The following is a 19,811-nucleotide window of genomic DNA, read 5'->3' as shown; positions in this document are numbered from 1 at the left end:
TGCTCGCCGCGCTCGTTCACATGCCGGACGGAACCTTAAGCAATCGCATCCACGATCTGATTCAGCGTCGCGCTCGGGCGCATGGCCTGGCTCGTCAGGCCGGTATCCGGACGGTAGTAACCGCCGATCTCGACATGCTTGCCCTGCGCTGCCTTCAGCTCTTCCAGAATCTTCGCTTCGTTGTCGGCCATCGCCTTCGCGACGCCGGCGAACTGCGCCTGCAGCGCAGCGTCTTCCGTTTGCGCGGCCAGTGCTTCGGCCCAGTACAGCGCGAGGTAGAAGTGGCTGCCGCGGTTATCGAGACCACCCACCTTACGCGCCGGCGACTTGTCGTTGTCGAGGAACTTGCCCGTTGCCTGATCCAGCGTTTTGGCCAGAACCTGCGCTTTCGGGTTGTGATACGCATTGCTCAGATGCTCGAGCGACGCGGCCAACGCCAGGAATTCGCCAAGCGAGTCCCAACGCAGGAAGCCTTCTTCGACCAGTTGCTGAACGTGCTTCGGCGCCGAACCGCCGGCACCCGTTTCGAACAGACCGCCGCCTTCCATCAGCGGGACGATGGAGAGCATCTTCGCGCTGGTGCCCAGTTCCATGATCGGGAACAGGTCGGTCAGGTAGTCGCGCAGCACGTTGCCGGTGACCGAGATGGTGTCCTTGCCTGCGCGGATGCGTTCCAGCGAGAACTTCGTTGCTTCGACCGGCGTCAGAATGCGGATGTCGAGACCGCTGGTGTCGTGGTCCTTCAGGTATTGCTCGACCTTCCTGATGATCTGCGCGTCGTGCGCACGGGCGGCGTCCAGCCAGAACACGGCCGGCGTGCCGGTGGCGCGAGCGCGGTTGACCGCGAGCTTCACCCAGTCCTGCACCGGCGCGTCCTTGGTCTGGCACATGCGCCAGATGTCGCCGGCTTCCACTTGTTGTTCGATCAGCACCGTGCCGGCTGCGTCCGTCACGCGCACTACGCCGTTGGCCGGAATCTGGAACGTCTTGTCGTGCGAGCCGTATTCTTCGGCGGCTTGCGCCATCAGGCCGACGTTCGGCACCGTGCCCATCGTGACCGGGTCGAACGCGCCATGCAGCTTGCAGTCTTCGATCACGGCCTGGTACACGTCCGCATAGCAGCGGTCGGGGATCACGGCCTTGGCGTCGTGCAGGCCGCCGTCGGCGCCCCACATCTTGCCCGACTCGCGGATCATGGCCGGCATGGACGCGTCGACGATCACGTCGCTCGGCACGTGCAGGCTGGTAATGCCCTTGTCCGAATTGACCATGGCCAGTTGCGGACGCTGTTCGTATTGCGCCTTGATGTCGGCTTCGATCGCTTCACGCGTGTCGGCCGGCAGATCTTTCAGGCGAGCGTACAGGTCGCCGATACCGTTGTTCGGGTTGAAGCCGGCTTGCGCGAGCGCAGCCGCGTGCTTCGTCAGAACGTCCTTGTAGAACACCGACACCACGTGACCGAAGATGATCGGATCGGACACCTTCATCATGGTGGCTTTCAGGTGCACCGAGAACAGCACGCCCTTGGCTTTCGCGTCCGCGATTTCCGCTTCGATGAAGCTGCGCAGCGCGTTCTTCGACAGTACCGACGCGTCGATGATCTCGCCGGCCTGCACGACCGTTTTTTCTTTCAGAACCGTCTTCGCGCCGTCGGCGGCCGTCAGTTCGATCTTTACAGTGCCCGCCGCGGCGATCAGCGCCGACTTTTCGCTACCGTAGAAATCGCCACTGCTCATGTGCGACACGTGCGACTTCGAGTCGGCCGACCACTTGCCCATCTTGTGCGGATGCTTGCGCGCGTAGTTCTTGACCGACAACGGTGCGCGGCGGTCCGAGTTGCCTTCGCGCAGCACCGGGTTGACCGCGCTGCCCTTGATCTTGTCGTAGCGAGCCTTGACGTCCTTGTCGGCGTCGGTCTTCGCTTCGTCCGGGTAGGCCGGGAGTTTGTAGCCCTGATCGCGCAGTTCGGCGATCGCGGCCTTCAGTTGCGGCACCGAAGCGCTGATGTTCGGCAGCTTGATGATGTTGGCTTCCGGACGCGTGGTGAGTCCACCCAGCTCCGCCAGATCGTCGGAACCCTTCTGTTCCGCGGTCAGGAAATCCGGAAATGCAGCGATGATCCGGCCAGCAAGCGAGATATCGCGCGTTTCGACGATCACGTCGGACGAGCGCGTGAACGCCTTGACGATCGGCAGCAGCGAATAGGTCGCCAATGCGGGAGCTTCGTCGGTCAGGGTGTAGATGATCTTCGGCGGTGTGGACATGTGTTGATGCTTTGCGAGGAGAAGTGATAGACAGAGCGTGCGTGGCGCTAAGCCCGTGAATTGCGGGATGACGCCGGCTTGAACACGCCTGACGACCCTTCAGCAAAACGCGGTGCGATCCACGGCCCTACTTTTTACGGCCCGACCGTGAGTATATGCGCGTTTTCCTCCCGGCGTGGCTAAACAAACATATCCCCGGAACGCCACCAAAGGGGTCGAGCCCCGCCAGACAAGGCTTCGAGCTATATCAACCTGGCCTTAAGACAGATGTCTTATAGATGACTTACATGGTGGACTTTACGCCCTCGAGCTTTCGGTCGACCGCCGGTCGCCCACAAAACGGCGGGGCCGAGATCAGCGTCCGTTAGTCCCGAAATTGCCGGAATCGGCGGCGAGACAGGCGGCAACGCAATGCTGCTCGGCATCGCGCACCATGCAGTGAACCAGCGTCTGCGAGACCGCGAGCGCGCGGGCCGTGCTTTGCAGCGTCTCCTCGCGCAGCCGCACCATTTCGAAAGCGGCCCGGTTGCGCGGCGGGAGTTGTTCGAGCGCACGGTAGACGTGCCGCAGCGTATCGCGGGCGAGCAGCGCCGCTTCGGGCGAGTTTTCCGGGGCGGCCACCCCGACGGCGGCGTGCGGCGCTCCGCCGCTGGTGTTATCGGCATGCCCGGTGTGCGCCGCACTTTCGTCCCGCTGTCGATGCAAGGCATCCATCGACGCATTGCGCACGATGCGCGTTACATAGGCTACCGGCTGACGCACGGCGTCCTGCGCCGGAAAATCGAGCAGCTTCATGAAAACGTCGTGAACGACGTCTTCGGCCAGTCCGGCGCAGCCGACTATGCCGACGGCCAGTTCCACGAGCATCGGCCGGTTGGCAATCCATACTTCCAGCAAGGCGCCGTTCGACCAGTCGACCGTGCGTCGACCGGACGGCGTCGAGGTCCCGGGCGGCGCGAGCACTTCAGCCATCGATTCACTCCGTTTTCGTCGAAAGAACAAAATGCCAATCTAACGTAAACGCGAATGATTCTCAATAATGACAAGGACCAGGCCTGTTTCGGTGCGGCGCAGCATAGCTGGCGCCGGGCGAACCAGCCCGAATCTGGTACAACAGACGGCTAGACAAGCTCTGACCGCCGCCCGTCGGCGCCCTTTTCCGTGGAGTCATCGATGGCTGAAGCCTATCTGCAGGTAATCGCGCACTATTTCGCCAAGCCGGGCAACGGCGACGCAATTGTCGAGTCGCTCACCGAGCTTGCCGCAGCGACCCGCACCGAACCCAAAAACCTCTACTACGAATTTTTCCGCTCGCCGCTCGACCCCGACCATATCGTGATTCTCGAGCAGTATGTCGACGCCAGCGGCCTCGCCGATCATCGCGAAACCGAGCATTTCCAGCGACTCGGGTTCGGCACGATCATCCCGTTGCTGGATCGGCGCGAAGTTTCCAGTCACATGGTCGAGGGCACGCCGACATGATGAACGCCTTTCGCTTCCAGACCGTCCCTACACTGGTGGTCGAGTTCGGCGCGGCGCGTCGGCTGGGCGCTTTGCTGCGGGCGCAATTTCCTTCGCTCACGCGTCTTTGTGTCGTTACCGACGGCTTCCTGCACAAAAGCGGCTTGCTGAATCCGGCGCTCGCCGATCTTGCGGCGCACGGCTGGACGGCGACCGTGATCGACGACGTCATCGCGGATCCGCCCGAGCACATCGTGCTGGAAGCGACCACCCGGGCGCGCGCCGCCGACGCGCAAATCGTGCTGGGCCTGGGCGGCGGTTCGTCGATGGATGTCGCCAAGCTCATTGCCGTGCTGGCGCCGCAGCAGGAACAGCCGCTCGCCGACATGTATGGCGTGAACAAAATCAACGTGCAGCGTTTGCCGCTCGTGCAGATGCCGACCACCGCCGGAACGGGTTCGGAAGTGACGGCCGTGTCGATTGTGACGGTCGGCGAAGCGAAAAAGATAGGCGTGGTTGCGCCACAGTTGATCGCCGATCTGGCCGTGCTCGACGCCGAACTCACGCTCGGCCTGCCCGCCGCGGCGACGGCGGCCACGGGCATCGACGCGATGGTGCATGCGATCGAGGCTTACACGTCGGCACATCTGAAAAATCCGGTGTCGGACATGCTGGCGCTCAAAGCGCTCGAACTGCTATCGCGCAATTTACTGCCGGCTTGCGAGAACGGTCAGGATCGCGCCGCCCGCGAGGCGATGCTGGTGGGTGCGACGTTCGCCGGCCAGGCGTTCGCCAATTCGCCGGTGGCCGCGGTGCATGCGCTGGCTTATCCGATCGGCGGGATTTATCACGTGCCGCACGGTCTTTCGAACGCGTTGGTGCTGCCACATGTGTTGCGCTTCAATGCCGAAGCGGCCGCGCCGCTGTATGCCGAACTCGCCGACGTCATGGTGCCGGGTGTGACCGGCAGCGCGCAAAGCAGGACGCAGGCGCTGATCGACCGGCTGGAGCAGATGATTGTCGCGACGGCGATTCCCGCGACGTTGCGCGACGTCGGCATAGTGCGCGACGGGCTCGAGCGGATGGCGAGCGACGCGATGCTGCAAACCCGCTTACTGGTGAACAATCCGCGGCCCGTCACCGAGGCCGATGCGCTGGCGATTTATACCGCCGCGTTCTAGAGGGAGGGAACCCGGCCTGCCGTCGATGCGGCCAGCTGGGTCGGTCCATTTAAATCCAATGCGCCGGGCGCGTGTCGATCTCAACCCGCCGCGATCTCGCGCTGCGTCGCCATGATGGTCGCCAGATCGGCCTGCGCTCGGCCAAACAGCCGACCTTGGACCAGCACGTCCGGCCAGCCGCTCAACCATTGCCGCTGAGCATCGGAGTCGACTCCGCCCACCACCACACGCACTTCCAGCGCCTGCAGCAGACCGATCAAGCCGGCCATGACCACAGCGGCGCGTTTGTCGCGCGGGACTTTGGCCATCAGTTCGGGCGCGATAGTGACCGTGTCGACGTCGAGTGTGCCGAGCGCAGCCAGCGACGACGCGCCGTTGCCCCATTTGCCCAGCGAGATGCCGACGCCCAGATCGCGCAGCCCCGCAGTCAGACTGTGCAGACCGAGCAGCTTCGCTGCGTCCGCGCTGTCGGCGACCTCGATGTGCAGCAATTCGGGCGGCACGCCATGCGTTTTCGTCGCAAGTTCGACATGATCGGCGAAGCCCTCGAGCACGGCGACCTGCGCCGGCACGTTGATCGCGACGGGCTGGACGGGGAGTTGTGCGGCGAGGCACGCGCGCAGTTCGTGACACACGCTGTCCACGACGAAGGTCGCCATTTCAAGCGCCACCTGCGGATGCTCGAGCGGCATCATGAACGCGCCCGGCAGCAGCAGACCGTAATCCGGATGCACCCAGCGCACCTGCGCTTCGAGGCGGGCAAGTGCGCTGCTGGCTGCGTCGCCGGTCGCTTGATAAGCGCCCTGAAACACAAGGTGAAACTCTCCGGACCGCAAGCCTTCACATACGCGACTTTCCAGATCGCTCAGTTCGTCGGATGCAGCGCGCGGATTATCCGCGTCGTTTTCAGCTGCGACGGCAAGCGCACGCGCCGAAAAATGGCTGGCGAACGGAAGGGGAATAACGTGATCGAGCGTATGCATAATGGCGGCCTGTCCAGTAACCGCCTAGACGGAAGCACAGGTCGTGCCACTGTGCGGAATAAAGGTAAAACGTGGCGGCGAACGGTCACTGCGAACCGGTACTGAATCAGCTCAGCGCTCGCAAAGCCACGCCCAGTAAGCCTTTGCAAATTACGACCTTCAGGCGTCGCCCTGCGAACCGGCCCGTGAAATTACCGTCAACCAATCGCAGACGGAACGCGTTACGTAGCGTTTCCTCACACGTTACGTCATGCTCCAGTTACCCGATGTTCCTGATTACCAAGCCACAAACGTCCGATAGGAAGCGGAATTTTTGCCGATTGGATGGGCCGGCAAGAACGTTTGACCGATCAATAAAGATTCTCTAGTATCGATTCGCGCTCCGCAGAAAACGACTGCGAATTTCCCCATCAGTAATTCAAGGCAGCCGATGTTAGACCTACCTCTCTCCGACGAAGACTGGGCTCGCGTCCAGAATCTCTTCCCTGAGACCGACGCCGCGCGTGGCCGGCCCCGCCGAAGCGACCGCGACATTCTCAACGCCATCCTCTGGCTGCAACAGAAGAACGAAAAGTGGCATCGGCTTCCAGCCACGTTTCCGCCTCAGCAGACGTGTTATTTGCGGTTCACCACGTGGAAAAAGAACGGTGTGCTCGATCAGGTGCTCGAGCGTCTGCTGATCAGCGACACCGAGTTGTCTGCCTGCTGAATCGAACCTGACGACCAGCGCGTCTAATTATCACAAATTCCGTAATAAACATTACCCAAAGCGCCTATTACTCTCTCCAGTTCTCAAATCTAGAATGCAATCACTCGCTGCAAACAACACAGGTTGCAGCGAAATAAAACTGAACCGGAGGTAGTTATCATGAAATCGCTCATTCAAGCCGTTGCTATTGCTGCTGTGCTGGCCGCTCCTGTCGCTTCGTTCGCTCAATCGAATCAGCCGGTCACTCGCGCAGAAGTTCGCGCCCAACTGGTTCAACTGGAAAAAGCCGGTTATAACCCGGCAGTTAGCGACCCGTATTACCCGGCCGATCTGCAAGCCGCCCAGGCGCGTGTCGATGCAAAAAATGGCACGGCGCAACCGGTAAGCACCAGCTACGGTGGCGTGGTGAGCGGCTCGTCGGAAACGGGTCGTGCAGTGCAGGCTACTGGCCCGAAGTCGGTGTACTTCGGTAATTAATCAGTGCCCTGGCGGGCGTTGAACCACACGTAAAGATTCAAAGATCAAAGCAGAATCAAAACGAACTGGCCCGCGACCGAGTCACTCCGATCGCGGGCCAGTTCGTATTCCATACCTCCGTCATCGGGCTCCCGATGACTTCGCCCGGACCCATGTGGTCCGGGTGCTTTTTCAAATCCAGTTCGATTCAAATCAATCGCGAGCGACCAGATTGCCGACCTCGCCCCGTCCGGTGATCAGGCAACTCGACAGGAAATTCTCGCTCTGACTCAAAGCGCCGATCTTGCCGAAGCCTTTCTTCAGCGCATCGGCTTTGACCATCGACGCGCCTTGATGACACGTGATCGTCCCGACTTCTCCGGCCTGCGCGCGCATCAACGCCCGGTCGGCCATCAGATAACCAAGCAGCAACACCACGGCAATATTGAACACTTGTCTCATGGTTAGTCTCCTTTTAAAAGAGACTACTGCTAACCGTACGAGCAATGTCCTAGGGGTTTCCCGATCAAAGGGTATTCATTGATGCTGATTAAATCCCGGTGACTTCCCGGTCCGAATCAACGGTGCGGTGCAGCAATATTCGTTTTGATCCGCAGCGGACGCCACTGCTGGATCGTACGTTGCAGCCACTTGGTATTGCGTTCGAACAGCAGATAAACCACGTACGCATACGCGTAGCAGAGCACCAGCATGCCGGCGCAAATCAACGCGCCACGCGCATCGAACTGAATACGCCGGCCGAATCCCACTGCCGCGACGAACAGAATGAACGAGAAGTGCGTGAGGTACAGCGAATAGGAGAACCCCGAAAAATTCACAGCGGCACGCGATAAAAATCGCGGCGACAACCTCACGTTCTCCCAAAGAACGCAACGCAGGAATATGAAGCACGGCAAACCGACCACCCAGTCGTTACTCCACAGAAACCAGCGCGACACGACCAGCGCCAGAATAAACAGCGCGCCGCTCGCGATACTGAACCACGGCAAACCCGTGCGCGCCCGAGCCGGATAACGCCGGTCGAGCAACACCAGAACCACGCCGAGCAGCCATAAACCGAAACCGCCCAGCAACGACGGAAACATCGCCATCGTGACCAGGGCGAAAACGCCTGCGGCAATCGCGCCGAATCCACGTGCATAGCGCAGCAGCAGATAGCACGCGGGAAACCACAGGTAGTACCAGAATTCGTTGGCGAGACTCCACAGTGGTCCGTTGGAACCGTACGTATTGCACGTGAGCGTCTGCAGAAACACCAGATTGCATGCGAAAGTCGCCTGGCCCAGATGCAACGCGACATTGCTCTGCTGATCGAGCGTGCCTTCGGTGCCGAGATAAAACGCGGCGCCCTGCCCGGCCAGACCGATACCCAACCGGTCCCAGAACAACGTCAGCAGCAATGCCGGAATCATCACGACCCACAGCCGCGACAGACGCTCGGTCAGATAGCGTTGCCAGCTCCACGTGCCCGCTTCCGCCTGCCGCACCACCGAGCCGCCGACGAAATAGCCGCTCAGCAGAAAGAACACGATCACCGCCGTGTGTCCGTAGTTGCTGACGAAATAGAACGCCTTTCCCGCGAGACCGATGCCGGCACTCGCGTGGTAATCGACGAACATCAGGTTGCGCAGATGACTGATGCAAACGGCGCCTGCCGCCAGAGCGCGGACGAGGTCCAGCGTGTCGCAATGTGGTTTGCCGGTCGGCGCCATGAGTGTGTGGATCGAACAATGAGGTTGTCCGCCAAACTAAGGCCCGCCGGCTTTTTTATCGGTACGCTCGCCCACACTGGACGGGCGCGGGACGATCAAAGACGTGCTTCGATACGCGCAATCCGCTCTTCGATCGCGCGCCGCACCAGCGCATTCGAAGGCACCAGCAACAAGGACGAAGCGATGATCCGGTAGACGTCGTTACGCCGCACTTTCGACACACGTTGCGGATCGAGCCACGCCTCGTTATCGACGAGCAGTAGCAGCGTCTCCAGGCCGATCAGGATCGGCCAGAGACACGCGAGACGCAGGCGCACCGAGAGCGCGGGAATCGCGAGCGTGTAGTCCAGAGCCGCGCGGAAGTGCTCGAGCGCTTTATGCAACAACTCGTTCAGCAAAGGCCGCGCTCGAAGCGAGTTGGCCGGCAACAAGAGATCCTGTGCACTAAGTCCGTGGCGCGCCAGCATCGTCTGCGGCAGATAGCAACGGCCGATGCGCAAGTCCTTCGCGCAATCGCGCAGGACGTTGGTCATTTGCAAGGCTTTGCCGAACCGCACGCCGCGCGCCGCCATCGTGTCGGGCCGCTCCTTCAGCGTGCCCGGCATGTGCGCGTAAGTCATCGTGGTCCAGAATTCGCCGACACAGCCCGCGACCAGATACGTGTAGCGGTCGAGCTCGTCGTACTCGCCTAGCGCGGCGATCTGGCCGGAGCGTTCATCGGGAAACGTGCGCAAGTCGAACTCCATCCCCTCGGTCAGCGTCGCGACGATACCGCGCACCGCCTGGCGATCCGGTTCGTCCAGTTGCGCGAGCACCTCGAACGCGGGACCGAGCGATTCGAGCAGCAGCTTCTCGTCGGATTGCTCCTGCTGCCCGGCCACTTCGGCGGCCATCCGCTGGAATAGCGCGTCGTCGTGCGCCGTGCCGTTCACCTGGTCGCGCAGCGCGATCAGCATCGTCAGACGCTGCGCGGGCGGAATCAGCGACGTATCGGCAATGGTGTCGGCCGCCCGCGCCAGCAGATAAGCAAGGCCGATGGGGTCGCGCATGCCGGCCGGCAACACCCGCAGCGTGAGATAAAAAGAGCGCGAAACGCCTTTCAGGAGCGGGCCTAGCAGGAAGGCCCGGGTCGAAGTCGGCATGGGTTGGATCAGGTCGGAATGGGGCAAAGGTCGGGCAAAAGTCGGGCAGAAAGCGGACGGAGACCGAAGGCTGCCGAATTGTATACGTCCGCGCCGCGAAGCCGTGCGCATGCCGATTCTTTCAAATCAGCGCTTCAATCGCGCCGCACGGGCAGGAGCGCCGCGTACGACCTGCCGAGCCGCCGTTCGCCAAGCGGCCCCGCGCCATATAGAATCCCGGGGTTTTCTCGCTTTTGCGGCGGCACAGCACGAGCAGGGAACGCGAATTGCTGAATCAGTTAGCTTGCGCCGCAGCCGACACCCCGCGCGATACCTGCATGAAACGCGTGCGATGCACGTGCAAGCCGCGGCTCCTCCGCATCATGAACGACACTTCGACAATGACTATCCACGAAACTAAGACGTCTACCCGCTCCAACGTGGAGACGGGCGTCCCCGGTCTCGACGAGATTCTGGGCGGAGGTCTGGTCCGCGGCGGCGTCTATCTGCTGGAAGGCATGGCCGGCGCCGGCAAGACGATTCTGTCGAGCCAGATTGGTTTTCATCGTGTAAGCCAGGGCGACAGGGTGCTGTACATGACCTTGATCGCGGAATCGCACGACAAGCTGCTCGGGCACCTTAAAGGCCTGAGCTTCTTCGACGAAAACGCGGTCGCGCAGCAAATGCTGTTCGTCTCCGGTTATCACGAACTGATGCAGGACGGGCTCGACGGCTTTCTCAAACTGATCGCGTCGAGCATCTACGACTACCGCCCGAGCCTGATGATCATCGACGGCTTTCGCAGCGCGCGCGAATTCAGCGAAACCGAACTGTCGCTCTCCAAGTTCATCCACGAACTCAATGCGCTGGTCGCGGCCATGGACTGCACCACCCTGCTGCTCGCACCGTTGTCCGGCAACGAGCCGCATCCGGAACATACGCTGGTGGACGGCCTGATCGAGCTGAACCGCTATAGCGACGGCATGCGCCGCGCCCGCGAAATCGAAGTGCACAAAATGCGCGCCCGTAATCATCTGATGGGCAAACACTTCTTTCGTATCGCCGAAAGCGGACTGTTGATGTTCCCGCGCCTCGAATCGCAAGGCACCTCGCAACCCGGTCCCGTCGATCTGAAAAACCGCCTCGGCTTCGGCCTGCCGCATCTGGACGGCCTGCTCGGCGGCGGCTTCGCGCAAGGCTCGACCACCACGCTGATCGGCCCGTCGGGTGCCGGCAAGACGCTGCTGTGTCTGCAATTTCTCGCGGCCGGCGTGGCGCGCGGCGAGCGTTGTCTGTATCTGGGCTTTTACGAAGGACCGCAGCGGCTGGTCGGTAAGGCCGAAGCGGTGTCTATCGCCATCACCGAAGCATTCGAAAGCGGCCAGTTGCAGATTCAGTGGCAACCCGCCATCGAACTTGCCGTCGACGAACTGGCGGCCCGGGCGCTCGCCACGGTCAAGAAAATCGGCGCGACGCGCATCGTAATCGACGGTGTGGAAGGCTTTCGCGATTCCGCCTTGCGCACCGAACGCTTCGGCCTGTTCCTGAACGCGCTGCTGCATCAACTGCGCGAAGCGGCGGTCACCACCCTGCTCACCGAGGAACTGCCGCTGTACGCCGACCCCGGCCACGCTAAAGGCGTGCGGGTTTCCGCACTGACCGAAAACCTCGTGCTGCTGCGCTACGCGGAAACCGACACCGGTCTGCGCCGCATGATCTCCGTGGTGAAGCAACGCGAAAGCGCGCACGACACCTCGTTGCGCGAGCTGGTGATTTCGTCCGAAGGCATCGACGTGATCGCCGGCCCGACGAGTCCTGCCAGCGTTTATTCGTCGCCCGGCCTGTCGGCCACGCTGCTGCCGCGACGCAATGCCTGAGCGACCATGAAAACCATCCTGGTCGTGGACGACGAATTCGACATACTCACCGTGTGGCGCCTGCTGCTGGAACGGCACGGCTATACGGTGCTGACGGCGTCCAACGGTGCAGCCGCGCTCACCCAGATCCGCAAGACGCGGCCGGACATCATCGTGTCGGACTGCATGATGCCGGTCATGTCGGGCTTGCAACTGTGCGCGGCGCTCTACGACGACCCTGATCTGCGCCCCATTCCGATCATTCTGTGTAGCGCCGCGGCGGACATTCCCGCACAGCCCAATCCCACCATCGAATACGCGCGCAAGCCGCTGTCGTTCGACTCCCTCCTCGAGATGCTGCAACGTATGGGCGGCTGACCGGCAAACCCGTCCCGCCTTTTCCCCTGATTCAGTAGAAACCCTGATATCTCCGGCTCGCCCGCAGGGACTATCCTCGCCACACTCATTAAACAGAACATCGTTCTGTCTAACGGAACGATCGAGACAAGAGACAACGAAAGGAGGATTCATGGCGAGCCTGCCCGTCGGCGCACATTCCGCGTCGACCGATTCAACCGCTGGAGCGCCGGCGCCCGTGCCCGGCATCAACGCGCGCATCGACCGTCTACCGGCGACCCGGGCCGTCTGGGTGCTGGTGTTTTTGCTGTCCATCGGCGGCTGGTTCGAGTTCTACGATCTGTTCTTCACTGCGTATGTCGGCCCCGGCCTCGTCAAGAGCGGTCTGTACGCGACCACGACCGCGTCGTTCTTCGGCGTGTCGGGTCTGGGCGCGTTCGTGGCGGCATCGTTTGCAGGCTTGTTCATCGGCACGTTCCTGCTTGCAGGTCTCGCCGATCGTTACGGCCGCCGCACCGTGTTCACCGTCTCGCTGCTGTGGTACTCCGCCGCCACGCTGATCATGGCGCTGCAAAGCACGGCGCCCGCCATCAACGTGTGGCGGCTGATCGCCGGTATCGGCGTGGGTGTCGAACTCGTGACCATCGATACTTACGTAAGCGAACTGGTGCCCAAGCATCTGCGAGGCCGCGCGTTCGCTTTCGTGCACCTGGTGCAGTACACCGCCGTGCCCGCCGTTGCGCTGTTCGCGTGGTGGCTCGTGCCGCAGACGCCGTTTGGCCTGGACGGCTGGCGCTGGGTGGTGATCATCGGTGCGCTCGGTGCGCTGGTGGTGTGGGCGATTCGCCGCCGCGTGCCGGAAAGCCCGCGCTGGCTCGCGCAACAGGGTCGCACGGCCGAAGCCGAACAGGTGCTGCAGGCGCTGGAAGCGAAAGTCGAAGCGCAATACGGGCGACCGTTGCCCACGCCCGTGCCGACCGTCGAGCCGGCGACGACCAGGGCCGCGTTCCGCGAAATCTGGCAGCCGCCGTATCGCAAACGCGCAATCACGTTGCTGGTGTTCAATCTGTTCCAGTCCATCGGCTTCTACGGCTTTGCTTCGTGGGTGCCGACACTGCTGGTCTCGAAGGGCGTGACCATCACGCATAGCCTGATGTATTCGTTCGTCATTGCGATCTCGAATCCGTTCGGCCCGTTGATCGGCATGGCCATCGCCGACCGCATAGAACGCAAGACGCTGATCGTGTTGTCCGCGCTCGGCATGGCCGTATTCGGCAGCCTGTTCGCGACGCAAACCTCGCCGGCGATGCTGATGACGCTCGGCGTGCTCATCACGCTGTGCGGCACGCTGCTCTCCGTGGGCTATCACGCGTACCAGACCGAACTGTTTCCGACTCGCGTGCGGGCACGCGCCGTCGGCCTCGTCTATTCGGTCTCGCGGCTCTCCGCGATGTTCTCCGGTTTCATGATCGCGTTCGCGCTGCGGCACTTCGAAGTGACCGGCGTGTTTGCGTTAATCAGCTTCTCGATGGTGATGGTGATGGGCGCGATCGGCCTCTTCGGGCCGCGTACCAACAACCGCAACCTCGACGAAATTTCACATTGAGTTTTCCCTTTAGCAAGAGGCTTTAAAGATGACGCTGCCGTTGAGCGGAGTAAAGGTACTGGATTTATCGAACGTGCTGGCGGGACCGTTTTGCGCCTATCAACTCGCGCTGCTCGGCGCCGAGGTGATCAAGGTCGAGCACCCCGAAGGCGGCGATCTCGCGCGGCGTCTGGGCGCCGACAAGGACGCGTCGGCGCGCAACATGGGCGCCTCGTTCGTCGCGGTGAACGCCGGCAAGCAGTCGATGACGCTGAACCTGAAAGACCCGCGCGGCAAAGCGATTCTGCGCGATCTCGTGAAAAACGCCGACGTGCTGGTCGAAAACTTCCGGCCCGGCGTGATGACGCGGCTCGGGCTGGATTTCGACGCGTTGCGCGAGGTCAATCCGAAGCTCGTCTATTGCGCGATTTCCGGCTTCGGCAAGGACGGCGAGTTTTCGAAACGCCCGGCGTACGACCAGATCATTCAGGGCATTTCCGGCGTGATGAGTGTGACCGGCGATGCGGGCAGCGCCCCCTTGCGCGTCGGCTATCCGGTCTCGGATACCGTGGGCGGCCTCACCGCGGCCTTCGGCATTTGCGCCGCGCTGGTCGACGCGCGCACCACCGGCCACGGCCGCATGCTCGACGTGTCGATGCTCGAAGCCACGCTCTCGACGATGGGCTGGGTCGTGTCGAACTATCTGAACGCCGGCGTCACGCCCGAGCCGATGGGCAACGAGAATTTCACCGCCGCGCCGTCGGGTACGTTTCACACAGGCGATGGCCTGCTCAACATCGCCGCGAACGAGAACAAACAGTTCGCGAGCTTATGTCAGCTGATCGGCCGCGCCGATCTTCTCGACGATGCGCGCTATGCCGATCGCCATGCACGCAAGGCCAATCGCGCGACGTTGAAAGCGGCGATCGAAGCCGCGCTCGCCAGCAACAGCGCCGTGCAGTGGGAAGAGCAATGCTTCCAGGCCGGCGTGCCGGCCGGCCGCGTGATGTCCGTGCCGGAGATTCTCGCGCATCCGCATCTGGCCTCGCGCGAGTTCATCCACGAATTTCCCGGTGACGATACCCACGATCGGCAACGCGTGACGCGTGCCGGTTTTCGCCTGCACGACGCCGATACCGCGCCGACTACGCCCGCGCCGGTTCTCTCGGCGCATACGCACGAACAACTCGTCTCGCTCGGTTACGACGAGGCTCAAATCGACCATTTACGCGCCGAAGGAGTGATCTGACCATGACGCAAGCATTCGACGCCGCGAAACTCGCCGCGGATTACTGGAGCACGTCGATCATCGATATCCATCCGGGTTCGATCAACGTGCGCGGCTTTCCGATTCAGGAGTTGATCGGCAATATCGGCTTTCCGCAAATGATCTGGCTGATGTTGCGTGGCGAGTTGCCGAATGCCGCGCAAGCGCGTCTGTTCGAAGCGACGCTGGTGGCTTCCGTGGATCACGGTCCGCATGCGCCTTCTATCGCCATCTCGCGGATGGCGACCAGTTGCGGCTTGCCGTTGAACGGCGCGATGGCCTCGGCACTCAATGCGCTCGACGACAACCACGGCGGCGCGGGACAGCAGGCGGTGGAACTGTACGACGTCATCGATGCGCGCATGCAAACCGGTTCGACTCTGGAGAATGCGGTCGAGCAAGGCGTCGCCGCGTTCATCGAGGCGAACGGCAAGTATCTACCGGGCTTCGGGCATCGCTTTCATCCCGTCGATCCGCGTGCTACGCGGCTGCTTGCAATGGTGGATGAAAGCGTCGAGCAGCATCACATTAGCGGACGCTATGCGGCAATTGCGCGAGGTGTGGAGGCGCTGCTCAAGCAGCGCAAGAACAAGCCCGTGCCGATGAATATCGACGGCGCTACCGCCGTGATCTATGCGGAACTCGGCTTTGCGCCGGAGTTGGCGCGAGGCGTGTTTTGCCTGTCGCGCGCGGTGGGCATTCTGTCGCATGCGTGGGAACAGCGCGGACGCAGCGAACGCAACAAAGGGCCGATGCCGCGTCAGATGGCTTATACCTATACCGGCGAGGCCGAGCGGCATTTGCCTTGATTACTTGTTTGCCGACTAGCTCTGGGCCTTGGCTTGAGCTTTGATCTGCTCTCTCGCGCGCTGCGCGTTGCGCATCGCGCGCGAGTCGCCACCCAGTGCATCGGTTGCGCGGGCGGCGCAATCGCTCAGCGTGGTGAGATTGTTCTCGAGGAACGCATGATCGATCCGTGAGCTGGGACCGGCCAAGGTCAACACGCCACGCAAGCTCTGCCGCACGCCGAATACCGGCATGGAAATGCCCGCCGTCTCGCGATCGCGTTCGCCGATCGATACGCAATAGAAGTCGTCGCGAATCCGGTCGTAGGGTGCGCCAGGCGTGCCGGCGAATGCGAGTAACGCGCGACCGCCCGAACCGCTCTCCAGAGGGAGTACGTCCCCTTCGCGCACGTGGTAACGCACCGCGTGCTTCGAATCCACTCGATGCAGACACACGCGCACCGACTCGTCGCGCACGTAGAAGGACACGCTTTCGCCACTCGCTTCGGCGAGTTCGCGCATGAGCGGCACGATAATGTCGCCGACGTTCAGACTGCGTTGATACTGCGCGCCCAGCATGAAGGTGGCCGCGCCAAGCTGGTAACGGCCGTCGTCCAGACGCAATAGCAGACGATGCTGAATGAGCGAGCCCGCGAGGCGTAATAGCGTGCTTTTGTAGAGGCCCGTGCGCGAGGCGAGTTCGGCGAGAGTGAGCGCGTCGTCGTCGGGACGGAAGGCGAACAGGATGGAGCAAGCACGGTCGATTACGGCTACGCCTTCGCTCTCTTTGGGACCTGATTTGGCGGCGGGCGTGGGCATGGAGGTGGTGGGGATGAAGCGGTTGGGAGGTGGGGGGATTTTACGCTATGGGGTGGATGTGCAACATGGGCTCGACGTAAGACCACGAGGACATTTCAAACGGAAACTCCCACATCCATGCGATCGATCTCCTACATACATATGGAATACACCGCAGAGAAACTCGGAATACGATTAAAAGCGCAGCTAAGCCCAGTACCAGAAGATAAAATGCTCTTTTTCACCGTGCCTCCGAGCACGTAGCCGAAGGCGCAAATGAGCAGGTTCGTACGTTTCGATCTGTCGCCTGAGTTGACCGCAGAGTTGTTACGACGACATCGAGCAGGCGATCTTCAGGACACCGATTATCGACATCAAGTTCTTATCGGCCGCTTCACGAAAAACGATCTCGCACCAATGAAGTTAGTGGATCGCGCAGTTGTCACGTCCGTCCGGCTACTGGTCAAAATCATGGAGAAGCATAATCTCTCTGCGGATACAGTCGCGGCGTTGCGAACGTTGATCTTGAGGCCGGTTGCCGCGTACAAGTCTGCCACGGAACGTGACAGCATCGTAGTTGTTACAGTCGAGTTGCCGGATGGCATCAACCCTTTACTAGTCGCGATTCGTGTTGATGTTCCAGACTCGGCTAACAAGCCCAATATCCACTGGATGGTAAGCGCCTACGCGAAAGATGATCCCTCAATCTTCCAACGTTGGGAGGAAAGAGGACTACTCATCTGGAAGCCCGATCGGCAACTTGAAGCGGCAGCAACGCCTATCACTGGCGCACTGACAACGGAAAAAATAGTGGCAGCCGAGGTCGGCGTCTAGTCGTTAGACTGCAATGAGTGCGCACAAATAAAAATGCCCAAGTCCACGGATAGCCGACCGTCTGTTGCTAGTCAGGTATGTTTCGTGGCCCTTGGGCAAGAAGAATTCTGGCGGAGACCGGTTGATTTGTCAAATGTGCTCCAAGCGTCCTGATCAGTACGGCACTCTGGCATCTGAAACAGTGAGTCACTACGTGCAGTGCCTCCAACGCAGTCGCACCAAACAATGCTAACTTACCTCCCTCATAAAAACCCACCATCGCCGCCATGAGACCGAATCTCCCGCTGAACGCGTTGCGCGCTTTCGAATCGTCCGCACGGCATTTGAGCTTCACGCGTGCCGCGCTCGAACTGAACGTGACGCAAGCGGCCGTGAGTCAGCAGGTTCGCTCTCTGGAGGAGAAGCTCGGCACTGCGTTATTCAAGCGTCTGCCGCGCGGCCTCGCGATGACCGACGAAGGCCTCGCGCTTCGTCCCGTGCTGACCGATGCGTTCGACCGTATCGAAGCCGTGCTCAAGCAGTTCGAAGGCGGCCACTTTCATGAGGTGCTGACCGTGGGCGTAGTGGGCACCTTCGCAGTCGGCTGGCTGATGCCGCGACTCGGCTCGTTTCGCGCCGCGCATCCGTTCGTCGAACTGCGGCTTCAGACCAACAACAACCTCGTCGACTTTGCTACCGAAGGACTCGACTTCGCGATCCGTTTCGGCGATGGCACCTGGCCGGGATCGCTCGCTACCCGCCTGCTCGATGCGCCGCTCGCGCTGCTGTGCTCGCCGGAAATCGCCGCACGCTTGCACACCCCGGACGATCTCGTCGACGCCACCTTGCTGCGCTCCTACCGCGTGGACGACTGGACGAACTGGTTCACGGCCGCGGGCATTTCGCCGCGACCGGTTCGCGGGCCGGTGTTCGACTCGTCGCGATTGATGGTGGAAGCCGCAATGCAAGGTGCGGGAATCGCACTAGCACCGGCTTCGATGTTCGAGCATGAGTTGAATACCGGACGACTGGTCCGCCCGTTCGCGGTCGAGGTACAGGCGGGTTCATATTGGCTGACCTGGTTGAAAGGCAAACCGGTAACGCCGGCAATGCAGTTGTTTCAACAGTGGATCGGGCGGAAGGCAGTCGCGATGGTCGACGACGTTACGTAACGTCGCCCGATAACGGCGTGGCCCCGTTGGGAACGCTTTGATATTTTCAGCAGCTAGTGACCTGAACAGCGGCCATGAAAGGCTTCATTGCTGCATGGCACAAATTTAGCTTGATCGCTATTGCAAGCTATGCGATCGGACTTGTACCGATCGACAAAAATAGTCGCTCGATTCGACGAGTGATACACACGCTACGGGACCCTTATGACGATTGCTCTGAAGAGCCTATCGTGGCTCTGCTTCGCCTATTGCTGCTTCTATGCTTTGACCAGTTTGTACACGTTCTTTTGGGCAAGTGCCCGGCATGGTGGAAGATTGCTGTTTCTGGAATGGCAACCGCATCGTGCATTGGGTCGAACCGAAGCCTCGCGAGCACGAAAGCTCCGGCGAATGGCAGCGGGTGCGCTATTGGCTTTTCCCGCGGGAATTGCAGCTTCGGTCGTGTCGCTGATTCATAGTTGACGTGCTGAGGAATGGCGCGACTTCATGCGCCATTCTTCTCGTTCTATCGCGACGGGTCGCGCTAGCTGGTCGTCAATGCGTCGTCGCGACCGCGCGCGTCGACGGCTTCTTTGCAGGTTTGCGAAGTCTGGCGCCGAGCGGCTTCAAGATCTTGTTGTCTTTCGCATGCATCGGTTTTCCACCACCCGCCGGCGCTGCCGCTTGGGTGTGGCGCGATGCGCGTTCAAGAAAACGCGCACGGACATCGTCGTCGAGCAGGTCTTGCGTATCGTGCGTGATGATAGAAAACACGATGTCGTCGATCTCCGCGTCCTGCCGGAACTGGTCCGCGAATTCGACGAGCATGCGCGCCAATTGCGCGTACTCGCCCTGCTTCTTTGCGTTCGACGGAATGTACGACTCGAGGGTTCTCGCCAGCGCGGCGAGATGCGCGAAGCGCGTGGTATGTCTCCTGCTCAACTCGGCCGCGGCGCGAGCGATACGTTTGGCATTTGGTTCGTGACCACTGGTATGAGACTGCGTAAGAGGCGGAGGTTCTGCTGATTTGCTCATGATGCGATTCCCGATTGCTCCATTAAACCGCCCGACATGCGTTACTTGAATGGGTGAGCGGGCACGTGACGAGGTTGACAGACCGGGCGTTAAACCATAACCGGCGCGCCTTGCGACCCCCTCGCCCCGGCCCGCACATTGAAGCGGCGTGTTTAGGTGAGCGCTAGCCTCTTTCGCAGGTAGCGCGATTCAACGCTGACGGGGCTGTCAAACCCGCGCCGTCCTGTTGACCGGCAGAAGCAATTTAAACCAGAAT

The 19,811-nt window shown here is 61.3% G+C and carries 19 protein-coding genes; 11 read left to right on the top strand and 8 right to left on the bottom strand.

Annotated features, from left to right (window positions below; genetic code table 11):
• Positions 1-35: 35 nt before the first annotated feature.
• Complete coding sequence (locus tag FQ746_RS04605) at positions 36-2,264, bottom strand: NADP-dependent isocitrate dehydrogenase (RefSeq protein WP_144107739.1); 2,229 nt, start codon at positions 2,262-2,264, stop codon at positions 36-38.
• A 354-nt stretch (positions 2,265-2,618) separates the two neighbouring features.
• On the bottom strand, positions 2,619-3,236 hold the full coding sequence (locus FQ746_RS04600; protein WP_144107738.1) for an RNA polymerase factor sigma-70: 618 nt from the start codon (positions 3,234-3,236) through the stop codon (positions 2,619-2,621).
• Positions 3,237-3,437: 201 nt separating this feature from the next.
• Here FQ746_RS04600 and FQ746_RS04595 point away from each other — a divergent pair, with 201 nt between their 5' ends.
• Both FQ746_RS04595 and FQ746_RS04590 read left to right on the top strand, forming a co-directional pair.
• The gene (locus FQ746_RS04595; RefSeq protein WP_144107737.1) at positions 3,438-3,746 is read left to right on the top strand and encodes a putative quinol monooxygenase; all 309 of its coding nucleotides are present in this window, start codon (positions 3,438-3,440) and stop codon (positions 3,744-3,746) included.
• Positions 3,746-4,906: an iron-containing alcohol dehydrogenase gene (locus FQ746_RS04590; protein WP_144107776.1), complete on the top strand. Its 1,161-nt coding sequence runs from the start codon at positions 3,746-3,748 to the stop codon at positions 4,904-4,906. The genes FQ746_RS04595 and FQ746_RS04590 overlap by 1 nt, the downstream gene beginning before the upstream one ends.
• 80 nt (positions 4,907-4,986) lie before the next feature.
• On the opposite strand, the gene FQ746_RS04585 is transcribed toward FQ746_RS04590, so the two are convergent.
• The gene (locus FQ746_RS04585) at positions 4,987-5,889 is read right to left on the bottom strand and encodes an EAL domain-containing protein (protein ID WP_144107736.1); all 903 of its coding nucleotides are present in this window, start codon (positions 5,887-5,889) and stop codon (positions 4,987-4,989) included.
• A gap of 430 nt (positions 5,890-6,319) precedes the next feature.
• Here FQ746_RS04585 and FQ746_RS04580 point away from each other — a divergent pair, with 430 nt between their 5' ends.
• Together FQ746_RS04580 and FQ746_RS04575 are read left to right on the top strand one after the other, a co-directional pair.
• Positions 6,320-6,598, top strand: a complete 279-nt coding sequence (locus FQ746_RS04580) for a transposase (protein WP_144107735.1) — start codon at positions 6,320-6,322, stop codon at positions 6,596-6,598.
• A 159-nt stretch (positions 6,599-6,757) separates the two neighbouring features.
• Positions 6,758-7,075, top strand: coding sequence for a DUF4148 domain-containing protein (locus FQ746_RS04575; RefSeq protein ID WP_144107734.1), 318 nt, complete (start codon positions 6,758-6,760; stop codon positions 7,073-7,075).
• Positions 7,076-7,267: 192 nt separating this feature from the next.
• On the opposite strand, the gene FQ746_RS04570 is transcribed toward FQ746_RS04575, so the two are convergent.
• The 3 genes from FQ746_RS04570 to FQ746_RS04560 form a co-directional block, all read right to left on the bottom strand.
• Positions 7,268-7,516, bottom strand: coding sequence for a hypothetical protein (locus FQ746_RS04570; protein ID WP_144107733.1), 249 nt, complete (start codon positions 7,514-7,516; stop codon positions 7,268-7,270).
• 116 nt (positions 7,517-7,632) lie between these two features.
• Positions 7,633-8,787, bottom strand: coding sequence for an acyltransferase family protein (locus FQ746_RS04565; RefSeq protein ID WP_144107732.1), 1,155 nt, complete (start codon positions 8,785-8,787; stop codon positions 7,633-7,635).
• A 95-nt stretch (positions 8,788-8,882) separates the two neighbouring features.
• On the bottom strand, positions 8,883-9,929 hold the full coding sequence (locus FQ746_RS04560) for a phytoene/squalene synthase family protein (RefSeq protein ID WP_144107731.1): 1,047 nt from the start codon (positions 9,927-9,929) through the stop codon (positions 8,883-8,885).
• 380 nt (positions 9,930-10,309) lie between these two features.
• Here FQ746_RS04560 and FQ746_RS04555 point away from each other — a divergent pair, with 380 nt between their 5' ends.
• The 5 genes from FQ746_RS04555 to FQ746_RS04535 all read left to right on the top strand — a co-directional run bounded on the left by FQ746_RS04555 (position 10,310) and on the right by FQ746_RS04535 (position 15,782).
• Positions 10,310-11,785 (top strand): ATPase domain-containing protein, encoded by a 1,476-nt coding sequence (locus tag FQ746_RS04555; RefSeq protein WP_144107730.1) that lies wholly within the window; start codon positions 10,310-10,312, stop codon positions 11,783-11,785.
• 6 nt (positions 11,786-11,791) lie between these two features.
• On the top strand, positions 11,792-12,142 hold the full coding sequence (locus FQ746_RS04550; protein ID WP_144107729.1) for a response regulator: 351 nt from the start codon (positions 11,792-11,794) through the stop codon (positions 12,140-12,142).
• 151 nt (positions 12,143-12,293) lie between these two features.
• Entirely contained in the window at positions 12,294-13,727 is a 1,434-nt protein-coding gene (locus FQ746_RS04545) for an MFS transporter (RefSeq protein WP_144107728.1), read from the top strand.
• A 28-nt stretch (positions 13,728-13,755) separates the two neighbouring features.
• Entirely contained in the window at positions 13,756-14,955 is a 1,200-nt protein-coding gene (locus FQ746_RS04540) for a CaiB/BaiF CoA transferase family protein (protein WP_144107727.1), read from the top strand.
• Positions 14,956-14,957: 2 nt separating this feature from the next.
• The gene (locus FQ746_RS04535; RefSeq protein WP_144107726.1) at positions 14,958-15,782 is read left to right on the top strand and encodes a citryl-CoA lyase; all 825 of its coding nucleotides are present in this window, start codon (positions 14,958-14,960) and stop codon (positions 15,780-15,782) included.
• Between the two features lie 15 nt (positions 15,783-15,797).
• Here the strand turns inward: FQ746_RS04535 and FQ746_RS04530 are convergent, their stop codons facing one another.
• On the bottom strand, positions 15,798-16,577 hold the full coding sequence (locus FQ746_RS04530; RefSeq protein WP_144107725.1) for an IclR family transcriptional regulator: 780 nt from the start codon (positions 16,575-16,577) through the stop codon (positions 15,798-15,800).
• Between the two features lie 255 nt (positions 16,578-16,832).
• Here FQ746_RS04530 and FQ746_RS04525 point away from each other — a divergent pair, with 255 nt between their 5' ends.
• Together FQ746_RS04525 and FQ746_RS04520 are read left to right on the top strand one after the other, a co-directional pair.
• Positions 16,833-17,390 (top strand): hypothetical protein, encoded by a 558-nt coding sequence (locus FQ746_RS04525; protein WP_144107724.1) that lies wholly within the window; start codon positions 16,833-16,835, stop codon positions 17,388-17,390.
• A 266-nt stretch (positions 17,391-17,656) separates the two neighbouring features.
• A complete protein-coding gene (locus FQ746_RS04520) occupies positions 17,657-18,541 on the top strand; it encodes a LysR family transcriptional regulator (RefSeq protein ID WP_144107723.1) in 885 nt (294 codons plus the stop codon).
• Between the two features lie 534 nt (positions 18,542-19,075).
• Here FQ746_RS04520 and FQ746_RS04510 read toward each other — a convergent pair.
• The gene (locus FQ746_RS04510) at positions 19,076-19,462 is read right to left on the bottom strand and encodes a hypothetical protein (RefSeq protein ID WP_186310639.1); all 387 of its coding nucleotides are present in this window, start codon (positions 19,460-19,462) and stop codon (positions 19,076-19,078) included.
• Positions 19,463-19,811 lie beyond the last annotated feature (349 nt).

The sequence above is a fragment of the Paraburkholderia sp. BCC1886 genome (genome assembly GCF_900996245.1).
In the GTDB taxonomy this organism is placed as follows: Bacteria; Pseudomonadota; Gammaproteobacteria; order Burkholderiales; family Burkholderiaceae; genus Paraburkholderia.
This window is presented reverse-complemented; position numbering and strand designations above follow the sequence as displayed.

Excerpts from the sequence above, each read along its gene's own strand:
- FQ746_RS04555 (WP_144107730.1), top strand. The coding sequence starts at position 10,310 with ATGACTATCCACGAAACTAAGACGTCTACCCGCTCCAACGTGGAGACG.
- FQ746_RS04575 (WP_144107734.1), top strand. The coding sequence starts at position 6,758 with ATGAAATCGCTCATTCAAGCCGTTGCTATTGCTGCTGTGCTGGCCGCT.
- FQ746_RS04585 (WP_144107736.1), bottom strand. The coding sequence starts at position 5,889 with ATGCATACGCTCGATCACGTTATTCCCCTTCCGTTCGCCAGCCATTTT.
- FQ746_RS04580 (WP_144107735.1), top strand. The coding sequence starts at position 6,320 with ATGTTAGACCTACCTCTCTCCGACGAAGACTGGGCTCGCGTCCAGAAT.
- FQ746_RS04605 (WP_144107739.1), bottom strand. The coding sequence starts at position 2,264 with ATGTCCACACCGCCGAAGATCATCTACACCCTGACCGACGAAGCTCCC.
- FQ746_RS04540 (WP_144107727.1), top strand. The coding sequence starts at position 13,756 with ATGACGCTGCCGTTGAGCGGAGTAAAGGTACTGGATTTATCGAACGTG.
- FQ746_RS04560 (WP_144107731.1), bottom strand. The coding sequence starts at position 9,929 with ATGCCGACTTCGACCCGGGCCTTCCTGCTAGGCCCGCTCCTGAAAGGC.
- FQ746_RS04600 (WP_144107738.1), bottom strand. The coding sequence starts at position 3,236 with ATGGCTGAAGTGCTCGCGCCGCCCGGGACCTCGACGCCGTCCGGTCGA.
- FQ746_RS04525 (WP_144107724.1), top strand. The coding sequence starts at position 16,833 with ATGAGCAGGTTCGTACGTTTCGATCTGTCGCCTGAGTTGACCGCAGAG.
- FQ746_RS04550 (WP_144107729.1), top strand. The coding sequence starts at position 11,792 with ATGAAAACCATCCTGGTCGTGGACGACGAATTCGACATACTCACCGTG.
- FQ746_RS04535 (WP_144107726.1), top strand. The coding sequence starts at position 14,958 with ATGACGCAAGCATTCGACGCCGCGAAACTCGCCGCGGATTACTGGAGC.
- FQ746_RS04595 (WP_144107737.1), top strand. The coding sequence starts at position 3,438 with ATGGCTGAAGCCTATCTGCAGGTAATCGCGCACTATTTCGCCAAGCCG.
- FQ746_RS04545 (WP_144107728.1), top strand. The coding sequence starts at position 12,294 with ATGGCGAGCCTGCCCGTCGGCGCACATTCCGCGTCGACCGATTCAACC.
- FQ746_RS04590 (WP_144107776.1), top strand. The coding sequence starts at position 3,746 with ATGAACGCCTTTCGCTTCCAGACCGTCCCTACACTGGTGGTCGAGTTC.
- FQ746_RS04570 (WP_144107733.1), bottom strand. The coding sequence starts at position 7,516 with ATGAGACAAGTGTTCAATATTGCCGTGGTGTTGCTGCTTGGTTATCTG.
- FQ746_RS04530 (WP_144107725.1), bottom strand. The coding sequence starts at position 16,577 with ATGCCCACGCCCGCCGCCAAATCAGGTCCCAAAGAGAGCGAAGGCGTA.
- FQ746_RS04565 (WP_144107732.1), bottom strand. The coding sequence starts at position 8,787 with ATGGCGCCGACCGGCAAACCACATTGCGACACGCTGGACCTCGTCCGC.
- FQ746_RS04520 (WP_144107723.1), top strand. The coding sequence starts at position 17,657 with ATGAGACCGAATCTCCCGCTGAACGCGTTGCGCGCTTTCGAATCGTCC.